The following is a 24,110-nucleotide window of genomic DNA, read 5'->3' on the forward strand; positions in this document are numbered from 1 at the left end:
TCAGTCGGTCTTCTCGCCGAACAGCGCCTTCAGATAGGCGTGCTGGAGATCGGCGATGTGGCGCTGAAGGTCGGCCAGATCCTGGCCGATCATCTCGATGACCGCCAGGTCGTTGTCCATGCTCTCGCCACCCTCTTCCGACCAGCGGCGGGACAGCAGGGTCAGGGCGTCGTGTGCCGCCTTCTCGTGATGGCGCTGCCCGGTGCCCAGAGCATCGATGCGCTCACGGATGAAGGTCAGGCTCTCATTGGCGCTGAGCATGTCGGTCTCTCCGCACGAGGCAGGCCGCGGGCGCGGCATGGCATGACTATCGTTCGCAGACTATGCCGGTCCCGGGCGGGCGGCGCAACCTCGCCCGGATGGCTGCGCGCCTCTGTCACGCCGGTTTTTCGCGCGGATGCGCAATCCGGGCGCAGTCGGGCTTTGACAGTGTACCGTCGGCGCGAGATCGTGACGTCTCCGGTGTGCCATCGCGGCCGGCGGCAACGACATGAGGTATCCGAGGATGATCCTGACCATCGCGCAGCAGAAGGGCGGTGCCGGCAAGACCACGCTGGCGGCACAACTGGCCGGATGCTGGGCCGCACGCGGCAGGCGTGTCGCGGTGGTCGACATCGACGATCAGGGCAGTCTGGCCCGCTGGGCCGCCTGGCGGGCCGAACGCAGCCCGGAACGGCCGGCGGTGACGGCGCGGGCACTGTCGGGCTGGCGACTGGACGGCGAACTGGCCGGGCTGGATCGCGACCACGACGTGGTGATCGTCGATACCCCACCCGAGGCCGAGAACGACGCCCGCCGCGCCGTTCGCGCCGCCGATCTGGTGCTGGTGCCGGTGCAGCCGAACCCGTTCGATGTGGGGGCGACCCGCCCGACGCTGGATCTGGCCCGGGCCGAAAAGCGGCCGGTCCTGCTGATTCTGAACCGGGTGGCGCCGCGGGCCAAACTGGCGCAGACCATGATCGATGCGGTGATGGGCCTGGGCATGCCGGTGGCGGATACCCGGTTTGCCAACCGCACCGGTTTCGCCGCATCGCTGGTCGACGGGCTGTCGGTGGTGGAAGCCGAGCCCCGGTCCGCCGCCGCCCGCGAAGTGGAGGCGCTGATCGCCGAGATCGAGGCGGCGGTCAGCCGATAGCACCGTCTGATCCGCAGGCGGGACGGCGCGGCTGCCGCCATGCCTGTGGTGATACGGGATCAGTCCCGGTCGCCGCTGCCGGGACGGCGGCGTTCGGGCAGGTCGTCCGGATCGGCCGCCCAGGCATCGAGCTCGGCGGGCTCGACGGCGTCGATCACGCGGCGGGCCAGATCGGGAAAATAGCCGGCGCGGGCCATGGCGGCAATGTCGCGCTGGCGCATGGCGTCGCGGGCACCCTCAGGGCGCCAGGGGCCCAGCCGCCGACGGCGGGCATAGGCGATGGCGCCCAGGCGATCATCGGCACCGCCTTCATCCTCGGCCATGTCGGAGAGCGTGGTTTCGATCCGCTCCGGTGCCAGACCGCGCAGGCTGAGATCGCGGGCGATGCCGGCGCGCGGCCGGCCGCGATTGCGCAGGCTGCGCGCCCTGAGCCGGGCATAGGCGTCGTCGTCGACCAGACCGGCTGTGGCGGCCTTGTCGAGCGCGCGGGCGATCAGAGTGGCTGCGACATCCGGTGCGAGGTCGCCGGCTTCCGGCCAGCGGGTGAGGCGGTTGCGGGCGCGGCGTTCCAGATCGGCGCGGCTGGCCGGATGGCGGCCGGCACTGGCGGTTATCGAGGCGACGAGGCGATTGAGCAGCCGGCTGTGGGCGGTGAGATCGGGCGCGACATCGTCGCCCCGGTTGCCGTCATCGGCCCCGTGACCGGCGCCGGTCATATGGCGGCTGCGGACTGCCAGCAGCCGCGGGCGATGAAATCCGGATTGTCGAGGCCGGGTTTGCCATAGCCGAGCGGCAGCCCGTCCGCCAGCCGGTCGACATGACCGCCGGCGGCGGCGAGCACGGCATGGCCGGCGGCAATATCCCATTCCATGGTGCGGCCCAGCCGGGGATAGACATCGGCCAGCCCCTCGGCGATCAGGCACAGCTTCAGGCTTGAACCGGCGGCGCGGCTGCGGCTGATGCCATGGGCCGCCAGCCAGTCGCCGGTGCGCCGGTCGGCATGGCTGCGGCTGACCAGGGCCACGGCGCCGTCATCGGGCACCGGCCGCACGGCGATCGCCATGGTCGTGCCCGAGGGCTCGATGACCACGGCGCCATCGGGGCCGCCGGCATAGATCCGGCCCGTGGCGGGGATGCCGACCACGCCCATCACCGGACGGCCATCATGGATCAGCGCGGCATTGACGGTGAATTCACCGTTGCGGCTGAGAAATTCACGGGTGCCGTCGAGCGGATCGACCAGCCAGAAGGTCGCGGCCGGTGCCCCATGCGAGAGATCTGCGGCGGTGACCGCCTCTTCGCTGATCACCGGAATGTCGGGGGTGAGGGCGGCAAGCCCGGCCGACAGCACCTGATGCGCGGCCATATCGGCCGCGGTCACCGGGCTGTCATCGGCCTTGGTCCAGCAATCGATGCCCGGCCCATAGAGCGCCATGATCGCCTGACCGGCCGCACGCGTCAGTGCCACGACCGCCGCCAGATCCGGCAGGGCCGGCATCGGCGGTGAGGCTGCATCCCGCAGGCCAGTATCGGGCATGCGGGGGGTGGCGACATCGATCGGCATCGGGCATCGGCTCCGGTGGACAGCAGGCGTGAAGTGTGCGGCCGATCTTCGGACGCATGGCGGTCATGGTCAACCGTCGATGCCGGCCGCCGTGTCGATGAGATCAGATGCCGGCGCCGTCGCCGGTCATGGTGTGGATACCGCATTCGGTTTTGCCCTGGCCGACCCAGCGGCCGCTGCGCAAGCCTTCCCCCGGGCGCGACCGGCTGGTGCAGGGGATGCAGCCGATCGAGGCATAGCCCTGTGCTTCCAGCGGATGGCGCGGCAGATCGTTGGCGGCGAAATAAGCCAGCACCTGGTCGCGGTCCCAGAAGGCGAGCGGGTTCAGCTTTACCCGGCGGCCGTCGCGTTCCACCGGCATCACCGCCGCGCGGCCGCCGCCATGATGGCGTTTCAGCCCCGAAATCCAGCCATCGACCTGCGACAACGCCCGGGCCAGCGGCCGCACCTTGCGGAAGGCGCAGCATCGATCGGTGTCGGTCATCCACAATTCGTCGGTCGGGTCTTCTCGGGCATGATCGAGCGGATCGGGGGTTTCAGAGCGGACATTGCGCAGGCCCAGACGGTCGATCAACTGGTCGCGATAGGCGAGGGTTTCCGGGAACAGCATGCCGGTTTCAAGGAAGATCACCGGCAGGTCGCGGTCGACGCGCGAGATCATGTGCAGCAGCACGGCGGCCTCGGTGCCGAAAGACGATACCAGCGCCAGCTTGCCGCCGAGCGGCCCGAAGGCCGCGGCCGCGATCAACTCGACCCCGTCGAGACGGCCGAGACGGAAGCTGAGATCGTCGTAGAGCGGATTGGTGGCGACCGGGGCGGAGGGGGAGGCAGGCACAGTGTCGAGCAGGCGCATGATGGTCCGGACCTTTCGCGGTCTTGATCCTGGCTCTGGCTTGATCGGAGCCTTGGCTTGATCGGGGGGCCTGGCGGGTGGCGGGTGCGCCTGGGCCGGCTGCACCCGTTGTCCAGTCAGGCCTTCGCGCGTCGGGGACCATCCTCGGCGGCGACAGGGTCGACTGATGCGGTGTCGGTATCGTGGCGGGCCGGAGCGGGCGCCGCGGCGAGCGGCAGCCAGCCATTGTCGCGGATCAGGGCGTCGGAGGCGGCCTTGACCGCGGCCGGCGCCAGCCCGCGACCGCGCAAGGCCATGCGCAGCTTGCGGATGGCAGCGGTCCGTGCCGCCCATTCCGGGCCGATCAGCCGGGCAAGCTCTGCCTTCAGCGCGATGGCCAGGCTGGGGCTGGCACCGGCTGTGGAGACGGCAATGGTCAGGTCGCCCCGGCGCAGGATCGACGGCACCTGGGCTGCACAGAGCGGTACCACATCCTCGACATTCACCAGCACTTTCAGCGCCTCGGCCCGGTCGTGCAGGGCACGGGCGACGGGTGGGTCGATATCGGCCACGAACAGCAGTCGCAGTGCCGCCAGATCGTCGTCATCCGGCAGCCGGTCGACCGGCACGGCCCCCAGCGCCTCGACCGCGGCACGGAAGCCGGTATCGGCACCGGGCGCATAGACTGTGGGGCGGATGGCACCGGCATCGGTGATCATGGTGACCCGCGCCAGCGCCTTCGGGCCAGAGCCGGCCACCGCCACGGCGAGGCGGCGCAGATCCAGAGACAGCGGCAGCAGATGGCTCATGAGCGGGGCGCCTTGTCGAGCGAAGGTGGGGCAGAATTAAACAGATTAATATCGTTTAATTCTGGATATCTCAGTGAAATGGAATGTAGGACTCGTGAGTTTCATAAACAACACAAATTTTTTGAGTAGTTTCCGGAATCAACAGGTCCATGATGTCGAATGCGGGTGGCCGGACCGTGGCCGCGGGCGGTATGCTGCCGCCCGGACCGACATGCCCGTCACCGACGCGCCCGTTATCGGCCCATCGCCGCGTTCACCCGTCCCCGCATTCAGGAGCCCGCCCTATGCCCGCCACCTCCCGTCGTCCGGTTCTGATCGTGACCCGCCATCTGCCGCTGCCCGTGCAGGAGCGTGCGGCGGCCGATTACGAGGTTGTGCGGCTGGACGAGGACCGGCCGGTGCCGGCGACCGAACTGGCGGCGCTGGCCGCGGCACACGGTGCCGACGGCATTCTGCTGACCCCCACCGAGCGGATGGACAAGGCGGCGATCGACGGACTTCCGGCGGGGGTGCGGGCCATTGCCACCTTCTCGGTCGGGTATGATCATATCGATCTGGCGGCGGCGCGGGCGCGCGGGCTCGCCGTCTTCAACACGCCCGATGTGGTCGCTGAGGCGACGGCCGATATCGCGATGCTGGTGATGCTGGGCGCGGCGCGGCGGGCCTATGAAGGCCAGCGCATGCTGCGCGGCGGTGGTTGGAGCGGCTGGTCGCCGACCTTCATGCTGGGCACCGATCTGGCCGGCAAGCGGCTGGGGCTGGTGGGCTTCGGCCGGATCGGCCAGGCGACGGCGCGGCGGGCGCGTGCCTTCGGCATGACCATTCATTATCATCAGCGCCGCCATCTGGACCCGGCATCGCTGGCGCCGGAGCTGCGGGACGCGGTCTATCACGACCGTCTGGACGATCTGGTCGCGGTTGCCGACGTGCTGTCGCTGCATTGCCCGGCGACCCCCGACACCATCGGCATGATCGATGCCGAGCGGATCGAGCGGCTGCCCAGGGGGGCGATCCTGGTCAACACCGCCCGCGGGCCGCTGATCGACGATGGCGCGGCAATCGCCGCCTTGCGCAGCGGCCGGCTGCAGGCGGCGGGGCTCGACGTGTTCACCGGCGAGCCGGCCTTCGATCCGCGCTGGGCCGATCTGGACAATGCCTATCTGCTGCCGCATATGGGCACGTCGACGGTGGAGACCCGCGCCGCGATGGGGTTCAGGGCGCTGGACAATCTGGATGCCTTCTTCGCCGGTGGGGTGCCGCGCGACCGGCTGGCGTGACGGCTTCGCGCGGCCGATGCGGCCTCGTGCGCAACAAAGTGCATAAAATTCCACCGGATACATCACAAACGCTTAACACAGGATCATGTCGGCCGTATGTTTCTCGCCCCGGTGGCGAGGGGCCGCGATCCGCGGCCCGGTGCCCGCCCCGGCAGCATGATGCATGAAGGGGGAGGGATCATGACCTATGGACTGGCGGTGGTGCCCTGGGAGGCGCCGACCCTGCCGATCCGCGGCTCGGCGATCCGGTTTCCGGTGCGGCGGGTGTTCTGCATCGGCAAGAATTATGCGGACCATATCCGCGAAATGGGCGGCACCGACATCAGTGCCGAGGCGGCGGTGTTCTTCATCAAACCGGCCGATTGCGTGGTCGCCGATGGCAGCCGTGTCGCCTATCCGCCGATGACCCGCAATCTGCATCACGAGGTGGAACTGGTTGCGGCGATCGGACGCGAGGGCAGCAATGTGGCGGTCGACGACGCCTTGTCGCTGGTTTACGGCTATGCGGTGGGCGTGGATCTGACCCGGCGCGATCTTCAGACTGCGGCGCGCGATCGCGGCGGCCCCTGGGACATGGCCAAGAGCTTCGATCAGGCGGCGCCGGTGGGCGCCCTGGCCCGGGTCGAGAGCTTCGGCCACCCGCAGGCGGGCCGGATCTGGCTGGAGGTCGATGGCGAGATGCGCCAGCAGGCCGATCTGAGCCAGATGATCCGCACCACCGCCGAGGTGATCGCCGAGCTGTCGCGGTTCATCGCGCTGAAACCCGGCGACGTCGTGTTCACCGGCACGCCGGCCGGGGTGGGGCCGATCGCCCGCGGGCAGAAGGTCCGCGCGGGGATCGAGCATGTGGGCGAATTGACCTTCGACGTGGTTTGAGAACACGGAACCCTTCAAGACGGGGCGTCGTCGTCGTGGCCTTCGGTCGACGCCCCCGGCCGTCGGCGGCGGGTGATGCGCCGCGCCGTCCTGATCAGGGTTTGCAGGTCGGGCAGGAACGGCACCTTGGGCGCACGCCGCTTCAACCCGTCGAGGTCGAGGCCGACCTTTGTGACATGGCCCTCGGCATCGCGTTCCCGCACAATCAGCGCGACATTGCCGAGGAACACGACGTCGCCGACCACGGCCGACCGATTGAACTGGCGATCGATGTACCCCGCCAGGGTATCCTTCAGCGCATCGGCCGGCACCGGTACGCCGTAAACATCGCCCAGCCCCGCCAGCCGCGCCTCGCCATTCAGGGTGAAGGCGCCGAAGAAGGCCGCGTCCTCGGCCGGCCGGCCGCCGAACACCGCATCCAGATCGGGCAGTTTCCAGGGCGGCGCCAGCAGATAGAGCGTATCGCCCACCGCCAGCCGGAAGCCCGGCGCCGGGGCGACCAGCGCCTTGTTGCGCACCAGCAGCAGGGGCTGCGCCCAGGGCGGCAGGCGCGGGCTGCGATCGACCAGGCCACTGTCATGGTCGATGGCATAGCCGACGATCTCGTGATCGGGCAGTTCGGGCAGGGAAATCTCGATACGGTCGATCGGGCCGGATTTCGACGGGATCTCCAGCTTCAGCCAGCGGGCGAGCGGGGTGATCGTCCAGCCCTGAATGGTGAGGGACGCCACCACCACCCAGAAGGCGATGCCGAAATAGAGCGGCCCGACCTGAAGCCCCGCCGCCGTCGGGAACAGCGCCAGCACCATCGGCACCGCACCGCGCAAGCCCACCCACGAAATGAAGGCCTGCTCCGCCTTGGAGAAGCCGAAGGGCAGCAGCGACACCCAGACCGCGATCGGCCGCACCACCAGCATCAGCAGCGCCGCCAGAACCAGAGCCAGTGGCGCGATCGCGATCAATCCCGATGGCAGCACCATCAGGCCCAGCATCAGGAACATCACGATCTGCGCCAGCCAGGTGAGGCCGTCGTGGAAGCGCATGATGTTGTGGAAACCCTGCAGCTTGCGGTTGCCCAGCATCAGCCCCATCAGATAGACCGCGAGGAAGCCGCTGCCGCCCAGCACCGCGGTGATGCCGAAAGTGAACAGGGCGCCGGCCAGCGCCAGCAGCGGGTAGAGCCCGGTTGCAAGACGCAGGCGGTTGATGGCCAGCGCCAGAACATGGCCGGCACCCAGCCCGAAGCCGGCGCCCAGGCCCATCTGCAACAGGAAGATGCCGGCGAGTTCCGCGGTGCCGATGCTGTGGCCGCTGCCGCCGGCCATGTTCGCGGTCAGGATCTCGACCAGTCCGATGGTGAGGAAGACCGCCATCGGGTCGTTGCTGCCGCTTTCGATTTCCAGCGTCGCGCCGACCCGTTCCTTCAGCACCAGACCGCGATTGCCCAGCAGGAAGAACACGGCCGCGGCATCGGTGGGGCTGAGAATGGCCCCCAGCAGCAGGCCGGCCATCAGACCCAACTGGTCGAACAGCAGCCAGCCGATCAGGCCGGTGAGGCCGGCGGTGATCAGCACGCCGACGGTGGCCAGCGCCGTGGCCGGCCACAGCGCCACGCGGAAATTCTCGCCCTTGGTCTTCAGCCCGCCATCGAACAGGATGACGGCGAGTGACAGCGAACCGATCAATGCCGCCGAATTGATGTCGGCGAAAATGATGCCGCCGATGCCCTCAGGGCCCGCCGCCAGCCCCAGCAGCAGGAACACCAGCAGCAGCGGCATGCCGAAGCGCGACGAGATCAGGCTGGCGCCGATGCTGATCAGAACCAGGGCCGCGCCCACGAATATCAGCTGGTTGGCGAGATCCATGGTGTCGTGCGAACCCTCGTTTCTGAACGGCGGCGATGGCGTGCGCGGCCCGACCTGCTCTTATCGGTTATAGTGGCGGGGGAAAACGTGAGGTGTGAGCTTTTTTCGGTGGACCCTTGCGTACCGCGCCACACCGGTGCCGTTTCCAGTTGGGCGACAGTGGTGGTATATCAGGCGGACAGGTCGCGGAAGCAGGCCCGGCCGGGCTTTGATTTCCGCCTTCATTCCGGCAGGCTTGCAGCATCATGCCCTTCGATCCCGATCGTCCGACGCCACCGACAGCCGACCCTGTGACCGCCTATGCGCCGGGGCCGAAACCGGCAGCCCGGCCGCTGAGCGCCGCCGCCCGCGCCGGTGCCGGCATGCCGTTGACCCGGCGCGCCGATGGCTGGGCCACGGTCGCCGATGATGCGACGAGCCTGCCGCCGGTGGATGCCGGCCGCGCCGGCACGGTGGCGTTGCCGCCCCGTGCCCGACCGACGGTGCAGCAGATCCAGGCATCGAACTGGCCGACATTGGCGGTGCTGCGCCGGACCTGGATCCGGCAGCGGTCATCGATGATCGAGACGCCGTTGCTGCGCTCCGCCCGTGTGGATGACGAGTTGGGCGGGCGGCTGCTGGTGAAGGCCGAGGTGTTGCAGCACACCGGCTCGTTCAAATATCGCGGCGCCTATAATCGGCTGGAGCTGATGTCGCCGGACTTGCGCGCCCGTGGCGTGGTTGGCTATTCGTCAGGCAATCATGCCCAGGGGCTGGCGGCCGCGGCGCGGGAATTCGGTGCGCCGGCGGTGATCGTGATGCCGGCGGATGCGCCGCGCACCAAGATCGAGGGTGTCGCCGCCTATGGTGGCGAGATCGTGTTCTATGACCGGGCGCGCGACGACCGGGTGGCGATCACCCGCCGGATCGGTGCCGAGCGCGGCATGACGGTGGTGTCGGCCTATGACGATCGCGACGTGATCGCCGGTCAGGGATCGATCGCGGTCGAGATGCTGGATCAGGCCGAAAGCATCGGCCAGCGCCCCGATGTGGTTGTGGTGCCGTGTGGCGGTGGCGGGCTGGCTGCCGGCACGGGGCTGTGTCTGCAGGCCATGCCCGATCGGCCGGCGCTGGTGATCGTTGAGCCGGCTGGCCATGACGACACCGCCAGATCGATCGCCGAAGGCCGCCGCCTGCCCAATCCGCCCGGCATCCGCACGATCTGCGATGCCCTGGCCACACCGATTCCCGGCGCGCTGACCTATGCGATCAACGCCCAGGTCGTCGATGCGGCGGTGGCGGTGACCGATGCCGATATCGCCCATGCCATGCTGTATGCCTTCGCGCGCTTCAAGCTGGTGGTGGAACCGGGCGGGGCGGCGGCGCTGGCGGCGGTGCTGTCGGGCCGGGTGCCGGTGCGCGGCCGGTCGGTGATGGTGGTGCTGACCGGTGGCAATGTCGACCCCGAGACCTTCGCCGCCGCCCTGACCGTGGCGCAGGCGGCGCTGGACGAGCCGGTCTGACCACCCCGACGGACGTCGATCTGACCACCGGCGGACGTCGATCTGATCATCTGTGGGCTGGCGCCTCAGAACCGGTCCTCGCCCGAGACGCAATCGAAGCGCGCACCATGGCGGGGCTGGCTGCCGCCATCGTCGAGCAGCACCGCCGTTGCCAGATCGAGCGGATCATCCGGCAGGTCGGGTTGGGGCGCCCAGCGCGCGGCCAGCATCGGCTGACGCGCGGTCTGGGCGCAATGGCGGCGGGCGGCATCGCGGGCATCGGCCAGCGCGTCGCCGCGCGGGTCATAGAGCACGGTGATGGTGTCGGGCGAGCGACGCGTGCCACCGACATAGACCCCGCGATCGCCGTCGCGGATCAGATAGACCCGGTCGGCGGCCGTGACATAGCGCGCGCCATCGAGCACCCGCAGGCCCAGCACGAGTTCCGTGGACGGCGTGGGCTGGTCCATCCATGCGGCAAGGTCGGCGGCGATGCCGGCGCCGATCAGCCAGCCGGGACTGGCCGCCAGATTCATGCCCTTGCGGTTCGCGCGCTCGATGAGATAGACGCCGCTGGCGAGCAGGGTGTAGTGGCCCTGTTCCAGCAGGCTGCGGGTCTGATCGGCATCGTGGCCGATGGCCGCGATGTCGGTTTCGAGCCTGAGGGTGGCGATGGGCAGATCGGGTGACGTCATGATGTCCAGCGCCGGCGCGCCAGCCGTCTGTGACCTTGCCGGCAGGACGGTCATCCGCGCCTCGACCGCGGTTTCCGACCAGACGACGAAGCCGCGGCGGATCAGGGCGGCCGCCAGCAGATCGGGGAAGCGGCTGGCGAAGGCGCTGCGCCGGGCCGGCCTTGCGATGACGATCCGGCTGCCGGGTGGCAGGCCCGGGACGATGCCGCCCGCCGCATCCTCGGCAATGCCCTGCCACTGGGCGGCACGATCGACCAGCGGGCTGGGGCCGGCCGGCATGGCGGGCGGTGCGGCCATACAGCCGGCGAGTACGGCGGCGGCGGCGATGCCCGCGAGGATGATGGTGCCGCGGTGCGGCGCCATCCGCCGACCACGGGGCAGGCATGGCCCGGATCGGCAGATGAACCTCTGGATCAGGATGTCGATCACCCGCCACATCCGCGTGCCTCCGTGCCTGCATGAACGGCCTGAGTATGCGGAATGCGCTCGATAAGGCAAATACCTTCTCAGGTATGCTATTTTTGCGATATAATTTTGTGTGGATTTATCTTTACGCGGGCATGACATCAGCATTTTTCACCGAGCCCGCCATATCCCCGCACCCGTCCAGGGTTCATGATGGCGGCATCGCGATCATGTGATCCCACTGTTTGGAGTTGCCTGTTCATGGATATGCCCGCCTATTTCGGCATCCTCGCCCGCTATAACGCCTGGGCCAATCTGCGGCTGTATGATGCCGTGGCGCGGCTGTCGTCCACCGAGTTCGAGCGCCCGCGCGCGGCCTTTTTCGGCAGCCTGATGGGGGTGATGAACCATATGGTGGTCGTCGACGAGCTGTTTCTGTCGCGTCTCAACCAGACGCAGGCACCGGACCGGCCGCTGAGCGCCCAGCCCTGGCCCCATTTCAATGAACTGCGCAGCGTGCGCATGGGGCTGGATCAGCGGATCCTGGGCACCGTGGCGGCCCTGCCGGCAGCCCGTTTCACCACGCCGTTCCGATATACCACCACCCGCGGCGACGCCTTTGCCGACGATCTTGGGCTGTTCCTGGGCCACTGGTTCAACCACCAGACCCATCATCGCGGCCAGGCCCATGACATGCTGACCCAGACCGAGGTGCCGCCGCCGCCGCTGGATTTCCTGATCTTCCAGCGCGTGCACGGGCTGTCGGTGGCTGAGTGACCGAATGGGTGTTGCAACATTTATATATGCAACCATTCGCCGAATATCCTGTAGGTTTTTATCCATGATGGCGAGTTTCGCAGCCGATTGGCCCAGGAGCCCGCCGTCCTTGCTCAATTGATCCCTTGTGAGGACTGATCATGGTTGACACCACCCATCCGGCCCCGCCGGCGCGGGAGGCGCCTGCGTGACCGGACACGAGCCGCCGGCATCCCATGCCGGCCGATTCGTGTTCGACGACGATCTGTACCGCTTCATTGCCGACTGTTTCGGGACCGTCGATCCCGGCGCGCGCTTTCTGCCCAACTGGCATATCGATCTGATCGCCGACCATCTGGAGGCGGTCGAGCGGGGCGAGATCACCCGCCTGATCATCAACATGCCGCCCCGCTATATGAAGTCGCTGACGGTGTCGGTGGCATTTCCGGCCTGGCTGCTGGCCCGGGATCCGACGCGACGGATCATCGTCGCGTCCTATGCCCTGGAACTGGCGCGGCGGCATTCGCTGGACACCCGCCAGGTGATGGGCAGCGCGTGGTACCGGGCGCGGTATCCGGGCACCCGGATCATGCGGGGGCGCGATCGCGCGCTGCGGTTTTCCACCACCGCCAACGGCTTTCGCTTTGCCACGTCGATCGGTGGATCACTGACCGGCGATGGCGGCGACCTGCTGATCGTCGACGATCCGCACGATCCGCGCCGGGCAGGGTCGGCGGCGCTGCGCGAGGCGGCGCTGACCTGGTTCGACCAGACCCTGTCCACCCGCCTGAACGACAAGCGGCGCGGCGCGATCATCGTGGTGATGCAGCGCCTGCACGACCGGGATCTGAGCGGCCATCTGCTGGACCGCGGCGGCTGGACGCATCTGCGCCTGACCGCCGAGGCCGAACGGCCGGAACGGTTCGTGACGCAGAGCCTGATCATCCACCGCCAGCCCGGCGAGCCGCTGCACGCGGCCCGCGAGGATCGCGACGACCTGGCCCGCACCCGCCGCGACCTTGGCGAGGCGGGCTATGCGGCCCAATACCAGCAACGGCCGGCGCCCGCCGCCGGCGGGATGGTGAAGGCCGCATGGCTGCCGGTGGCGCCCTGGCCCACGGAGCGCCGCATCCGGCGGGTGCTGCAGAGCTGGGACACCGCTTATAAGGCGGATGCGCTGAACGATCCCAGCGTCTGCCTGACGGTGTATGAACATGATGATGGCCTGCATGTGGCCGATGTCTGGCGCGCGCGGGTGGAATATCCCGAGCTGCGCCGGCAGGCCCTGGCGCTGGCGGAGCGGTGGCGGCCGACTGTCGTCCTGATCGAGGACCGGGCATCGGGCCAGTCGCTGATCCAGGATCTGCGCGGCGCGGGCCGGCGGCTGCCGGTGGTGGCGGTGCGGCCCGCAGCGGACAAACTGACGCGGCTGGCGGTGACGACGCCACGGCTGGAATCGGGCCAGGTGACGCTGGCCGCCGGCGCCCCCTGGGTTGCCGATTTCGTCGCCGAACTGACCATTTTCCCCAACACCGCCCATGACGATCAGGTCGACGCCCTGAGCCAGTTGCTGTCGTGGCTGGACACCGAGCGTGGCCGCATCGCGAAACTGAAGCTGGGCGGTCTGTAGACGGATACCCAACCCCATGACCCTGAGCATTCCCGACCCGGCGGCACCGCCGGGCGCGGTCGATCGCGTGCATCCAGGCCATGCCGCGCGCGCCGCCGGCTGGATGCGGTGCCGCGATGTCGCCGCGGGACAGGAGGCGGTGCATGCCGCCGCCGAACGCTATCTGCCCCGGCTGGACGGCCAGAGCGACACCGCCTATCGCGCCTATCGCGACCGGGCGCTGTTCTATAACGCCACCGCCCGCACCATTGACGGCCTGAGCGGCATGGTGTTCCGCAAACCGCCTGAGATCGCGGCGCATCCGGGCCTGAGCCCGGTGATCGCCGACCCGACCGGCCTGGGCGACGGCTTTCGCCGGCTGGCCGAACATGTGGTGGCGGAACTGCTGACCACCGGCCGGGTGGGCCTGCTGGTCGATTATCCGCCCGCCGGCGAGGTGGCGCCGGCCACCCGTGCCGCCGCCGTTCAGGCCGGCAGGCTGCCGTATCTGGCGGCCTATCCGGCAGAGGTGATCCTGGACTGGCGGCTGATGCGCGCCGGCGTGGAGGCCCTGTCGGGGGGGGGCCTGTCGGGGGGCGGGCCGGTTCTGGCACATGTGCTGCTGGACGAGGGCGCGGACGAAACCGGGGTGATGCGCCGGCGCAGCCTGGACCTGGACCCCGACGGCATCTATCGCCAGCGGATCTGGGCGCGCGGCGCATCGGACCGCTTCACGCTGGTGGCCGAAATCGAGCCGCGCGCCAATGGCCGGCCGATGACCCGCATCCCGTTCGTGTGCATCGGCCCGCGCGGCCCCGGCATCGACGTCGCCCGCCCACCGCTGCTGGATCTGGTGGAGGTGAACCTGTCGCATTACCGGACCAGTGCCGATCTGGAACATGGCGCCCATTACACCGGCCTGCCGACCGCCGTGATCACCGGCCAGCGGCTGGACGACCTGATGCCGCTGGCGGTGGGGGCGGGAGAGGCCTGGGTGCTGGAAGCCCCTGAAGCCAAAGCGTTCTTTCTGGAATTCCGCGGTGAGGGGCTGGGGGTTCTGGAACGGCTGCTGGACCGCAAGGAAGCCCAGATGGCCGCCCTCGGCGCCCGGATGCTGGCGCCGGAGAAGAAGGTCGCCGAAGCGGCGCTGACCGCCGGCATCCACCGCCAGGGCGAGAATTCCGCCCTGGCGGCGCTGGCGCAGGCCGCCGGCGACGGTCTGGGCCGGGCGCTGGATTTCGCGGCGATCTGGCTGGGCATCGATGCGGCCCTGCCGGCGCGCGCCATACCCACCACGCGCGTGACCCTGAACACCGATTATTGGCCGCAGCCGATGGCGGCCGAAGACCTGAACGCCCTGGTCGAAGCCTGGCAGAAGGGCGCGATCGGCCATGGCGAACTGCGCCGGTCGCTGATGCGCGGCGAAATCCTGCCGGCCGGAACGGCCGACTGACCGAGATGAAGAGGACACCGACATGACCGCACGAGCGGACGAAACCCGGCCCGCGGGCGATGGCCCGCCGGCCGCAACGGCATCTGCGACCGTGGCATCTGCGGGCGTGGCACCTGCCACACCCCTGGTACCGGCATCTGTGGCGCCTGCCGCCGAGAATGGCGAGGACATGGGCGAGGATGCAGCGGCCCTGGCCGCCCTGCGTGCCCGGCTGGACCGCCGCCACCGTGCCGAACTGGCGGCGATCACCGCCGAACTTGAGCGGGAACGCGGCAGTCTGTCGCAGATGCTGATCGATCAGGGGCTGGCTTCCGCCCTGTCGCGGGCAGGCGTGGCACCGGCGCTGGTGGCCGGTGCCGCCGCCCTGCTGCGGCCGATGATGGCCGTGACCGGCGAGGGCACGGCGCGCGGCCTGACCGCGCGGCTGCCCGATGGCAGCAACCGGCCGCTGGCCGATTTCATCACCGACTGGGCCGCCGGCGATGGCGCCGCCTATCTGGCGGCCCCCGACAGCCATGGCGGCGGCGCCCGGCCGGATATGACCGGCGCACCACGCCGCCGCCGGCGCGCCGATCTGGGCGGGCCGGCCGAGCGTGCCCGCTTCATCCGTGAGCATGGCCGCGGCGCCTATCTGGACCTCGACCCTTAAGCCTGCCGGCGGCCGTCCCCCGTGACGGCGCCGACCGTGACGACACCCCTTCAAAGCATGAGGAACAGATCCGATGACCATCGGAACCCAACAGGATTTCCGCATCGCCCCCGAAGAATTCTTCGGCGGGATGGTGGAAGTGGTGGAACAGAATGCCGAGGCGTTCAACGCCGCATCGGCCGGTGCCATCCGGCTGGTGCCGGAACGCCGCCGTGGCCATTATGCGGCCGAAAGCTTCATCGCCCGTGTGGCGGCCCTGGTCACCCGCCGCGACATCAACGCCGTGACCGGTGTCGGCGATACGCCGCTGACCCAGGCCGAAACCATCGGCATCAAGGTCAACCGCCGGATCGGGCCGGTGGCCAACACGCTGGACAGCCTGCGCAAGCTGGGTCGTGACCCCGGCGAGATGTCGTTCCTGCTGGGACGGCAGATCGGCAAGGCCGTGGCGGTGGATTATGTCGACACGGCATTGCGTGCCGCATCGACCGCGATCGGCGGACAGGCGGGGCTGACGCTGGACATCTCGGCCGAGACCGAACCCGGCCTTGCCCATGGCGCGCTGGTGCGGGCGATGGCGAAGCTGGGCGATGCCGGCGGTCGGCTGTCGTGCTTCGTGATGCACTCCAAACCCTATTACGACCTGATGGCCCAGAGCATCGCCGACAAGGTGTTCGAAGTGGCGGGGGTGACGATCTATCAGGGCACCGTCGCCACCTTCGGCCGGCCGACCGTGGTGATCGACAGCCCGGCGCTGATGGTGGCCGGCAGCCCGAACAAATATCGCGTGCTGGGGCTGGTGGAGGACGCGGTCGAGGTGGCCGAGAGCGAGGAACGCTCGATCGTGTCGGATGTGGTGACCGGTCTTGAGAATCTGGTCATGCGCATCCAGGGCGAATACGCCTTCAACATCCGTGTGCGAGGCTTTGCCTGGGATGTCGCGGGCGGCGGGATCAACCCCACCGACGCCGCCATCGCCACCGCCGCCAACTGGGATGCCGTCGCCGCCGACCCGAAGGGGATGGCCGGCGTGCGGCTGACGGTGGCCTGAGGGGCCTGACGCGAGAGGAGGGTCTGTCGCCATGACTATCACCATCGGTGTCGACAGCTATGCGGATCTGGCCTTTGCCGATGCCCATCACGCGGCACGCGGACGCACCGCCTGGGCCACGGCGACCGAAGCCGCCCGTATGGCGGCCTTGATCGAGGCCACCAGCCATATCGACGCCTTCCATGATTTCGTGGGGCGACCAGCCGATGCCGGCCAGCCGCTGGCCTGGCCGCGCATCGATACCCGCATGTGCCTGGATGGTGTGGCGGTGCCGCCGGTGGTGGCGCGGGCCTGCGTTGAACTGGCGCTGGCGGCGCTGGATCGGCCATTGGCCGAACAGGCCGCCGGCCCCGCCGCCCGGCGGCTGACCCTGGGCGATGTGGCGATCGACTATGGCGAGGCCGGTGGCGCCGGGGCGCCCGCCGGCACCGGCGGCGCCCTGGCGCTGGCCGCACGGCTGCTGGCACCGCTGGCGCCGCCGCGCCACCGCCGCCCGCTGGTGCGGACATGAGCGGCGGCCTCGACAGAACGCTGGGGCGCATGCTGGGTGATCTGCTGGGGCTGGCGGGGGCGGGCGGGCTGGCCCAGCCCTGCCGGCTGGACCGCACCAGTGCGGCCTTCGACCCCGAAACCGGCATCACCAGCGAGGCACGCGTGACGCTGGCCACCGGCCGGCTGATCTGGGGCCGCGACCCGGTTGCCGCCGGCATCGCGCCCGACCTTGCCACCGACCGGCCGCCACGGCGGCCGGCGATGGTGGAGGGGCTGGGGGTGACGCCGGCACCCGGGGACATTCTGGTGATCGATACCGCCGACTGGCGGATCGACGAGGCCTTGCGCCCGGTGCCGGTGCTGGATCTGTGGCGGCTGCTGCTGCGGGCACCCTGAACGCTGCCGCCTAAGACCGACAGACGGCCACACCTGACAAAAAGAAGGATTTAAGGACGATGGCATCGCTTGCTGGTGATGTTCAGGCGCGGCTGCGCGCGGCGCTGGACGCGCGGCTGAACCTGATGGCCGAGGCCGCATCGGTGCCGGTGCGCTGGCCGAACACCCGAGGCGGCCCGCCGCCGGCTGCCGGCGCCTGGCTGGTGCCGCACAGCGGCGAGGCCGTGGCGGCCATCGCCAGCCTTGGCGGCGGCGCGGTGCTGCGCGGGCGGTATGTGATCGAGGCACATGCGCCCGGTGGCACGGGCGTGGCGGCGATCGAAGCCGCGGCCGATGTGGTGTTGCAGGCATTTCCGCCCGGACTGGTCGTCGATGCCGGCGCGGGCGTGCTGGTGGAAGTGACCGGGTTCGAGCGCGCCGCCCTGGTGGTGGCGCGCGAGATGGCCCTGCTGGATCTGGCGGTACCATGGCAGGTCACCGGTTCCTGATCACGTGCCGGAAAACCACGGCCTGCCGGAAAGACCATGACTGTCATTCACGAGAGGACATCGCCATGATCATCCGCTCGGTCGCACCGATGACGGTGCAGATCGCCCCGCATGATGCCCCGGGACCGGTGCTGGCCCCACAGGTGACCAGCCTGCGGTTCGGGCTGGCCCGCGCGGCGGCACTGACCGGCCGCCCCGGAGACCGCAATGGCATGGCGTTGGCCGCCGGGCCGGCGCTGCCCGAGATCGGCCTGAGCCTGCGGGCACAGGCCGGGCTGTTCGATGCATTGATGGCATCGGTGCTGGGCGGCGGCTGGCAGCCCGATGGCGGGGGTGGCTGGCAGATGATGGCCGGCGCCGATGCCGGCCGCCATGACGTGGTGGTGCAGGCGGCATCCGGCACCACCGCCACGGCGGTTCCAGCCGCACGCATCGCGCGGCTGTCGGTGGTGGTGGATCACGACCGCATGCCGGTACTGGACTTGTTGCTGCGCGGTGCGGCAACCGGGCCCGGCAGCATCGCCGCCGATATCGCCGTCGCCGGTGGCGGGTTCCGTGGTGCTGCGGCCCGGCTGTCGATCGACGACCAGCCCTTGGCCTGGGTGACGGCATGCCGGATCGATATCGAGGCGCGGCTGTATCTGCACCAGAGCCCCGATCCGTTGGAACCGGGCAGTGTGATCGCGGGCGGTCTGGCCATCGGTGCCCGGATCGATCTGGGGGTGGAGGCCGCCGGTCTGGCGGCCCGGCTGCCGCCCGGCGCGCCGCTGCGGCTGGCCCTGACGCTGGAGGGGGCGGCGCCCGGCACCAGCCGGCGGATCGTCCTGGCCGGTGCGCTGGTCACAGCCAGCCGGCTGCATGCGCCGGCCGATGGCGGCGCGGGCGTGCCGGCCCTGCGGCTGACGATGACCTGCGGTGCCACAGCCGGGGCGCCCGCGATCGTGGTGCATCGCGACGCCGCCTGACCCGCCACATCACCCGATACAAGGATAAAGGAGACGGAACAATGGAGGAGCGTCTGAACGACGCCGGCGACGACCGGATGGACAGGCGGCGCCTGATGCCGTCGGGCCCGGCGCTGACCCCGCCCGCCGGCGCGGCAAGCGCACTGGCGGGGCGGTCCGGCCATGATGGCCATGCGCCGCAGACGACATCGGGCGGGCTGCCGATCGGCAGGGCCTGGGCCGATCGCGATGCGGCCGATGCCGTGGAACGCGCCCGGCGGCGCAATGGCTGACCAGAGAGTCCTGACCGATGCTCGACGCGTTTCACGATATCCGCCTGCCCGATGATATCGCCTTCGGGTCCACGGGCGGGCCGGTGTTCTCGACCGATGTCGTGGTGCTGGCATCCGGCCACGAACGGCGCAATGCCGACTGGGCCGAGGCGCGGGCCCGCTATGACATCGCCATGGGCGTGCGCGGCATGGACCAGTTGTCGCGGCTGATCGCCTTCTTCCGTGCCCGGCGCGGGCGCGCCTGCGGTTTCCGCTTCAAGGACTGGACCGACTGGACCAGTGCCGCCGGTAATGCCGCGCCGACGGCGCTGGACCAGCCGCTCGGCACAGGCACCGGCAGTCAGACGACCTTCGCGCTGATCAAGCGCTATGAAACCCCGCCGCTGCATGTCGATCGCCGGATCGTGAAGCCGGTCGCAGGCTCGGTGCGGGTGGCGATCGACGGTATCGAGGCCGAGGCCGGCGCGTTTTCGGCGGATACCACCACCGGCATGGTGAGCTTCCCGGCGGCACCGCTGGCGGGGGCGGTGCTGACCGCCGGCTTCGCCTTCGACGTGCCGGTGCGCTTCGACACCGATCATCTGCCGGCGACGATCGAGGATTACGGCATCGGTGCGGTGCGATCCGTGCCGCTGGTCGAAATACGGTTGTAGGCATTCCGCCCGGCCTGGTCCCTGATCCACGCCCTTCATGGAGGACATTGTCATGCGCAGCCTGCCTGCGGGGCTGGGTGCCGCACTCGCCCGGCCCCTGACCACATTCGCGCGGTTGTGGCGGGTTGAACGCCAGGACGGCGTGGTGATCGGCCTGACCGATCACGACCGCGATCTGGTGGTGGAGGGCACCACCTATCTGGCCCGCGGCGGCATGGTGCCGGGCGCCGTGGACGCCCGGCTGGGCCTGGATGTCGACGGGCTGGATGTGAGCGGCTATCTGGACGAGACGGCATTGTCCGCGGCGGCCATTGCCCGTGGCGGTTTCGATGACGCGGTGGTCGAGGTGGCGCTGGCCGACTGGTCGGCGCCTGAGGCCGGGCGCCTGCTGCTGGCACGGGGCCGGATGGGTGAGATCACGGTCACCGGCAGCCGCTGGCGCGCCGAGTTGCGCGGGCTGTCGCAGCGGTTGATGCAGGGGATCGGTACCGCTTATGGCCCCGATTGCGATGCCGATTTCGCCGATCGCCGCTGTGGTGTGGCGATTGATGGTCCGGCCTGGGCACCGCTGACCGCAAAGGCCGCGGGCGATGCGGTGGCGGTGATGCCGGCGGGCGGACCCGCCCGGCGTGCCGTGGCGCAGATGGCGGGCACCACCGGTGCCGTGGCGCCGGCCTGGACCGCCATCCTGGGCGCCAGTCTGGGCGATGGGAGCGTGACCTGGGTGATCGGGCCGGCATACGAGGTCGAGGGCGTGGTCGCCACCGGCGATGCGCTGTTTCTGACCGATCCGTCGCGCGACGAGCCGGCCGGCTGGTTCGATGGCGGCCGGCTGACCATCCTGTCGGGCGTGATGGCGGGGGTTGAAGGCGATGTGGCGCAGGGTGGCGCCGGCATGATCGTGCCGGCACGGCCGCTGCCCGAGCCGCCGCCGCCGGGCACGGCCTATCGCCTGCGGGTCGGCTGTGACCGCCGGATCGAGACCTGCGCCGGGCGGTTTCGCAACACCCTGAATTTCCGCGGCTTTCCCTTCGTTCCCGACCCCGGCGCCGTCACCCGCACCTGACCGGGTCTTGTTGTCACCACTCTAGGGCGCCTGATCATGACCGGTTTCTTCCTGACCTCGCTGATCCGCGGGCTTCTGCCCGCGGGCGGCCTTGGCGATGCCGCGGCGACGCTGATCCGGCGCGCCGCGACCGGCGGTTTCGAGCCGCGCGAGGGGCCACGGCTGTCGGATCTGGCGGTGCAGACCGCCGGCCATGGCCGCGCCATTCCGCGGGTTTATGGCACGGTGCGCCTGGCCGGCAACATCATCTGGGCACGCCCGATCACCGAAACCCGGCGGGTGGTGGCATCGGAAACCGCGAGCGGCGGCGGGTTGCTGGGTCTGCTGGGCGCCGGGCGGCTGCTGTCGGCGGGGCGGGTCGAATACGACTATACCGCCAGCTTTGCCATCGGTCTGGCACAGGGACCGATCCTGGGCGTGCGGCGGATCTGGGCGGATGAGATCCTGATCTGGTCGGCCGATCCGGCGGCGGGGCTGGACGGCATCGCCGCATCCGCCGCCCCCGGCCGCTATTTCCGCCTGCATCGCGGCACGGCCAGCCAGACGCCCGACCCGCTGATCCTGAGTGTCGAAGGGCCGGACCGGACACCGGCCTTCCGCGATCTGGCCTATATCGTGTTCCAGGATCTGCCGCTGGCCGATTATGGCAACCGGGTGCCGCTGATCGAGGTGGAGATCGTGCGCGGCAGCCCGGTGGCTGTGGGCGAAGATCCGCTGGCGCTGGCCCATGTCACGCCGGTGCTGCGTGACGACCGCCGCAGCCTGCCATCGCTGATCGACGGCATGCCGGCCGATCTGATGCGTGGGCCGGCCGCCGGAGCGGCTGGCGACACCGGCTATTTCTGGACCGATGGCGGGGCTGCCGACGGCAGCGTGTCGCGTTATGTCAGCGCCAGCAACCCGGTCACCCGGGTGCGGCGGGTGGTGCGCCAGCGCAAGGTGGCCGGTCGCTGGCTGCCCGAGGAGCGCTGGACCCAGACCATCACCCAGAACGCCGCCGCCCGTGGCTGCCTGTGGGCGGCGGCCGACCGACCGGTGCAGATATATGCGCGCGATACAGAATCCGCCGGCGTGTTCGTCGAGATCGAGACCGGCCGGCACCGGCTGATCGGCCTGCCCGGCAGCCTGAATGGCGACTGTCGGGGCGTGACCGCCCATGGCAGCCGGATCTGGGTGATGGCCGGCCGTCCGGGTGGGCTGAACGGCATCTGGGCGCTGGATGAGGCGAGCGGCGGCGCCGATGCCACGCTGATCCTGGACGGTCTGCCGCCGCAACGCATGCTGATGCGCGGCGATGCCACCGGCTTGCTGCTGCTGACCGCCAACCGGTTGCGTCATCTGACCGGGGTGACCGCGGTGGCCGATCGCGACGTGACCCTGGCCCCCTGGCCGGATCTGCGACCGCTGGGGCTGCATCAGACCGATGATGGCAGCGTGGCGGTGGTGTTTGCCAACCAGTTGGCGCTGATCGCCCGCGACGGCCGGGTTCTGACCGCAGCGCTTGAGGGTGAGCCGGCATCGGCGGCAGGCTTTGCCACCGGCGCCGGGTCGCTGATCGCGGTGCCGTGGATCGAGGCGGTGAGCAGTTTTGCCTATGTCGACCGCTGGGTGGCGCTGACCCGGCCCGATGAGACCGCGGAGCTGGCGGCGACCGTGGCCGATCTGGCGGCGGCGGCGGGCGTCGATGCCGACGAGCTGGACCTTGCCGCGGTGAGCGGCATGGCGTTGCGGGGCTATGTCGTGGCACGCAACGGATCGGCGCGCAGTGCGATCGAACCCTTGCTGATGGCCTGTTTCGTGGATGCGGTGGAACGTGGCGGACGCCTGGCACTGGTGCCGCGTGGTGGTGAGATCGCGGCGACGGTGGCGGCCGACCGGCTGGCGGCGCATGAGGACGGCGCGACGCGGCCGCCGCTGGTTGAACGTAACCGCAGCCAGCAGGCCGAGATGCCGCGTGAGGTTGCGGTGGGGTTCATCGATGGCGCGGCCGATGGCCGGCCGGGGCTGGCGCGCGCGCGGCGCACCGTGGGCGGGGCCGAGGATCGCCGTTCGGTGGAACTGCCGCTGGTGCTGACGGCGGCCGAGGCCACGGGCATTGCCCGCGCCCTGGCGGATACCGCCCTGATCGAGCGTGACCGCTGGCGGCTGCGCCTGGGCTGGGGCGATATCGCCCTGGAGCCGGGCGATGTGATCGCACTTGCGCCCGATGCGGCATCAGCGGCTCCCGGCCGGCTGCGGATCGAGCGGATGGCCTTTGGCACCCCCGGCCTGATCGAGATCGAGGCGGTGGCCGATCATGGCGCCTTGTATGAGGCAGCGCGACCGGGGGCCGCACCGATTGCCAGCCTGACGGCGGCGCCGGCACCGGTGCAGGGACTGGCCGATGTGACGGTGCTGGACCTGCCGCCGATTGTGGAACCGGCACCGGATCCGGGGCTGGTGGTGCTGGCGACCGGCGGTGGCGGGGGCCTGCGCGCCGCACGGGTCGAGGTGTCGACGAGCACGGCGGGGCCGTGGACGACGGTGGCCGCACTGGCGCCGGCGGCGCAGGGGGCCGCACAACAGACCCTTGCCGGCGGCAGTACATGGCTTCGCGACGACATCAACACGCTGACCGTCGATTTCGTTGATGACGGGCGGATCGCGGCCGACATCACCGATGCCGATGCCGAAAGTGGCCGCAGTCTGGCGCTGGTCGGTGCCGAGATCATGGCCTATGGCGCCATCACCCGGGTGAGTACCGGGATATGGCGGATCAGCCGGTTGTGGCGAGGTCTGCGCGGTACCGAGGCTGCCGTCACGGGCCATGGCGCCGGCGAGACGGTCACCCTGCTCGATCCGGCGCGGCTGGCGGTGCTGGCCTATGCGCCGGGCGATATCGGGCGGGTGCTGTGGTTCCGGGCGGTGAGCGGCGATGGCGGCACCGGCCCTGCGCGCGCCGTCACCATCCAGGGGCTGGGGTTGCGGCCCTTCGCGCCGGCGCGCATCACCGCCAGGCGCCAGGGCGATGGCTCGGTGCGGATCGAATGGCTGCGCGCCGACCGCCATGCCAACTGGACCAATGGTGCCGACGAGCCGATGAGCGAGGCCAGCGAACGCTATCAGCTTGAGATCCTGACGACCGCATCGGTCACCGCCACCGCGCGGCGGGTGGTGATCGTGGAGGCGGCCACGGCCTGGAGCTATTCGGCGGCGCAGCAATACGCCGATTTCTTCACCCAGCCGGCGACGCTGGGACTGAGGGTGGCGCAGATCGGCGCCGCCACCGGCCCCGGCCCGACGCTGGCGGCGATCGTCAACCCTTAAGCCGTTTCCCCAAGG

The 24,110-nt window shown here is 70.0% G+C and carries 24 protein-coding genes; 17 read left to right on the forward strand and 7 right to left on the reverse strand.

Going from position 1 to position 24,110, the window contains the following annotated elements; genetic code table 11:
- The gene (locus WG924_RS00185; protein ID WP_345930809.1) at positions 1 to 261 is read right to left on the reverse strand and encodes a hypothetical protein; all 261 of its coding nucleotides are present in this window, start codon (positions 259 to 261) and stop codon (positions 1 to 3) included.
- A gap of 244 nt (positions 262 to 505) precedes the next feature.
- Between WG924_RS00185 and parA the strand changes: the two genes are divergently transcribed.
- Positions 506 to 1,135, forward strand: a complete 630-nt coding sequence (gene parA, locus WG924_RS00190; RefSeq protein ID WP_345930810.1) for a ParA family partition ATPase — start codon at positions 506 to 508, stop codon at positions 1,133 to 1,135.
- 59 nt (positions 1,136 to 1,194) lie between these two features.
- Here parA and WG924_RS00195 read toward each other — a convergent pair whose 3' ends face one another.
- The 4 genes from WG924_RS00195 to WG924_RS00210 all read right to left on the reverse strand — a co-directional run bounded on the left by WG924_RS00195 (position 1,195) and on the right by WG924_RS00210 (position 4,340).
- Positions 1,195 to 1,851, reverse strand: a complete 657-nt coding sequence (locus tag WG924_RS00195; RefSeq protein ID WP_345930811.1) for a regulatory protein RecX — start codon at positions 1,849 to 1,851, stop codon at positions 1,195 to 1,197.
- Positions 1,848 to 2,699, reverse strand: coding sequence for a 3'(2'),5'-bisphosphate nucleotidase CysQ (gene cysQ, locus WG924_RS00200; RefSeq protein ID WP_372044758.1), 852 nt, complete (start codon positions 2,697 to 2,699; stop codon positions 1,848 to 1,850). The genes WG924_RS00195 and cysQ overlap by 4 nt, the downstream gene beginning before the upstream one ends.
- A gap of 103 nt (positions 2,700 to 2,802) precedes the next feature.
- Positions 2,803 to 3,552, reverse strand: a complete 750-nt coding sequence (locus WG924_RS00205) for a phosphoadenylyl-sulfate reductase (protein WP_345930812.1) — start codon at positions 3,550 to 3,552, stop codon at positions 2,803 to 2,805.
- A gap of 116 nt (positions 3,553 to 3,668) precedes the next feature.
- Complete coding sequence (locus WG924_RS00210; RefSeq protein ID WP_345930813.1) at positions 3,669 to 4,340, reverse strand: precorrin-2 dehydrogenase/sirohydrochlorin ferrochelatase family protein; 672 nt, start codon at positions 4,338 to 4,340, stop codon at positions 3,669 to 3,671.
- A 284-nt stretch (positions 4,341 to 4,624) separates the two neighbouring features.
- Here WG924_RS00210 and WG924_RS00215 point away from each other — a divergent pair, with 284 nt between their 5' ends.
- Both WG924_RS00215 and WG924_RS00220 read left to right on the forward strand, forming a co-directional pair.
- Positions 4,625 to 5,617, forward strand: coding sequence for a 2-hydroxyacid dehydrogenase (locus WG924_RS00215; RefSeq protein ID WP_345930814.1), 993 nt, complete (start codon positions 4,625 to 4,627; stop codon positions 5,615 to 5,617).
- A 180-nt stretch (positions 5,618 to 5,797) separates the two neighbouring features.
- Positions 5,798 to 6,493, forward strand: coding sequence for a fumarylacetoacetate hydrolase family protein (locus WG924_RS00220; protein ID WP_345930815.1), 696 nt, complete (start codon positions 5,798 to 5,800; stop codon positions 6,491 to 6,493).
- 14 nt (positions 6,494 to 6,507) lie between these two features.
- On the opposite strand, the gene WG924_RS00225 is transcribed toward WG924_RS00220, so the two are convergent.
- On the reverse strand, positions 6,508 to 8,358 hold the full coding sequence (locus WG924_RS00225; protein ID WP_345930816.1) for a potassium/proton antiporter: 1,851 nt from the start codon (positions 8,356 to 8,358) through the stop codon (positions 6,508 to 6,510).
- A gap of 245 nt (positions 8,359 to 8,603) precedes the next feature.
- Between WG924_RS00225 and WG924_RS00230 the strand changes: the two genes are divergently transcribed.
- Positions 8,604 to 9,860, forward strand: coding sequence for a threonine ammonia-lyase (locus WG924_RS00230; RefSeq protein ID WP_345930817.1), 1,257 nt, complete (start codon positions 8,604 to 8,606; stop codon positions 9,858 to 9,860).
- A 65-nt stretch (positions 9,861 to 9,925) separates the two neighbouring features.
- Here the strand turns inward: WG924_RS00230 and WG924_RS00235 are convergent, their stop codons facing one another.
- Entirely contained in the window at positions 9,926 to 10,897 is a 972-nt protein-coding gene (locus WG924_RS00235; RefSeq protein WP_345930818.1) for a hypothetical protein, read from the reverse strand.
- Positions 10,898 to 11,200: 303 nt separating this feature from the next.
- Here WG924_RS00235 and WG924_RS00240 point away from each other — a divergent pair, with 303 nt between their 5' ends.
- From WG924_RS00240 to WG924_RS00300, 13 genes are all read left to right on the forward strand, one after another.
- The gene (locus WG924_RS00240; protein WP_345930819.1) at positions 11,201 to 11,716 is read left to right on the forward strand and encodes a DinB family protein; all 516 of its coding nucleotides are present in this window, start codon (positions 11,201 to 11,203) and stop codon (positions 11,714 to 11,716) included.
- Positions 11,717 to 11,903: 187 nt separating this feature from the next.
- Positions 11,904 to 13,325, forward strand: coding sequence for a phage terminase large subunit (gene terL / locus WG924_RS00245; RefSeq protein ID WP_345930820.1), 1,422 nt, complete (start codon positions 11,904 to 11,906; stop codon positions 13,323 to 13,325).
- A 16-nt stretch (positions 13,326 to 13,341) separates the two neighbouring features.
- Positions 13,342 to 14,757 (forward strand): DUF4055 domain-containing protein, encoded by a 1,416-nt coding sequence (locus WG924_RS00250; RefSeq protein ID WP_345930821.1) that lies wholly within the window; start codon positions 13,342 to 13,344, stop codon positions 14,755 to 14,757.
- Positions 14,758 to 14,779: 22 nt separating this feature from the next.
- Positions 14,780 to 15,406, forward strand: a complete 627-nt coding sequence (locus WG924_RS00255) for a hypothetical protein (RefSeq protein ID WP_345930822.1) — start codon at positions 14,780 to 14,782, stop codon at positions 15,404 to 15,406.
- A gap of 73 nt (positions 15,407 to 15,479) precedes the next feature.
- The gene (locus WG924_RS00260; RefSeq protein ID WP_345930823.1) at positions 15,480 to 16,457 is read left to right on the forward strand and encodes a major capsid protein; all 978 of its coding nucleotides are present in this window, start codon (positions 15,480 to 15,482) and stop codon (positions 16,455 to 16,457) included.
- 31 nt (positions 16,458 to 16,488) lie between these two features.
- On the forward strand, positions 16,489 to 16,968 hold the full coding sequence (locus tag WG924_RS00265) for a DnaT-like ssDNA-binding protein (RefSeq protein ID WP_345930824.1): 480 nt from the start codon (positions 16,489 to 16,491) through the stop codon (positions 16,966 to 16,968).
- A complete protein-coding gene (locus tag WG924_RS00270) occupies positions 16,965 to 17,345 on the forward strand; it encodes a hypothetical protein (protein ID WP_345930825.1) in 381 nt (126 codons plus the stop codon). Before WG924_RS00265 ends, WG924_RS00270 begins: the two co-directional genes overlap by 4 nt.
- 59 nt (positions 17,346 to 17,404) lie before the next feature.
- The gene (locus tag WG924_RS00275) at positions 17,405 to 17,833 is read left to right on the forward strand and encodes a phage tail terminator-like protein (RefSeq protein ID WP_345930826.1); all 429 of its coding nucleotides are present in this window, start codon (positions 17,405 to 17,407) and stop codon (positions 17,831 to 17,833) included.
- Positions 17,834 to 17,898: 65 nt separating this feature from the next.
- Positions 17,899 to 18,798, forward strand: coding sequence for a hypothetical protein (locus WG924_RS00280; protein WP_345930827.1), 900 nt, complete (start codon positions 17,899 to 17,901; stop codon positions 18,796 to 18,798).
- 41 nt (positions 18,799 to 18,839) lie between these two features.
- Positions 18,840 to 19,070, forward strand: coding sequence for a hypothetical protein (locus tag WG924_RS00285; protein WP_345930828.1), 231 nt, complete (start codon positions 18,840 to 18,842; stop codon positions 19,068 to 19,070).
- A 17-nt stretch (positions 19,071 to 19,087) separates the two neighbouring features.
- Complete coding sequence (locus WG924_RS00290; RefSeq protein ID WP_345930829.1) at positions 19,088 to 19,723, forward strand: phage distal tail protein, Rcc01695 family; 636 nt, start codon at positions 19,088 to 19,090, stop codon at positions 19,721 to 19,723.
- Positions 19,724 to 19,775: 52 nt separating this feature from the next.
- Positions 19,776 to 20,789: a phage/gene transfer agent baseplate hub protein gene (locus WG924_RS00295; RefSeq protein WP_345930830.1), complete on the forward strand. Its 1,014-nt coding sequence runs from the start codon at positions 19,776 to 19,778 to the stop codon at positions 20,787 to 20,789.
- A 36-nt stretch (positions 20,790 to 20,825) separates the two neighbouring features.
- Positions 20,826 to 24,095, forward strand: coding sequence for a phage tail protein (locus WG924_RS00300; RefSeq protein ID WP_345930831.1), 3,270 nt, complete (start codon positions 20,826 to 20,828; stop codon positions 24,093 to 24,095).
- Positions 24,096 to 24,110: the final 15 nt, after the last annotated feature.

Origin of the sequence: Tistrella arctica, from assembly GCF_039630945.1 — a bacterium.
Taxonomy (GTDB): domain Bacteria; phylum Pseudomonadota; class Alphaproteobacteria; order Tistrellales; family Tistrellaceae; genus Tistrella; species Tistrella bauzanensis.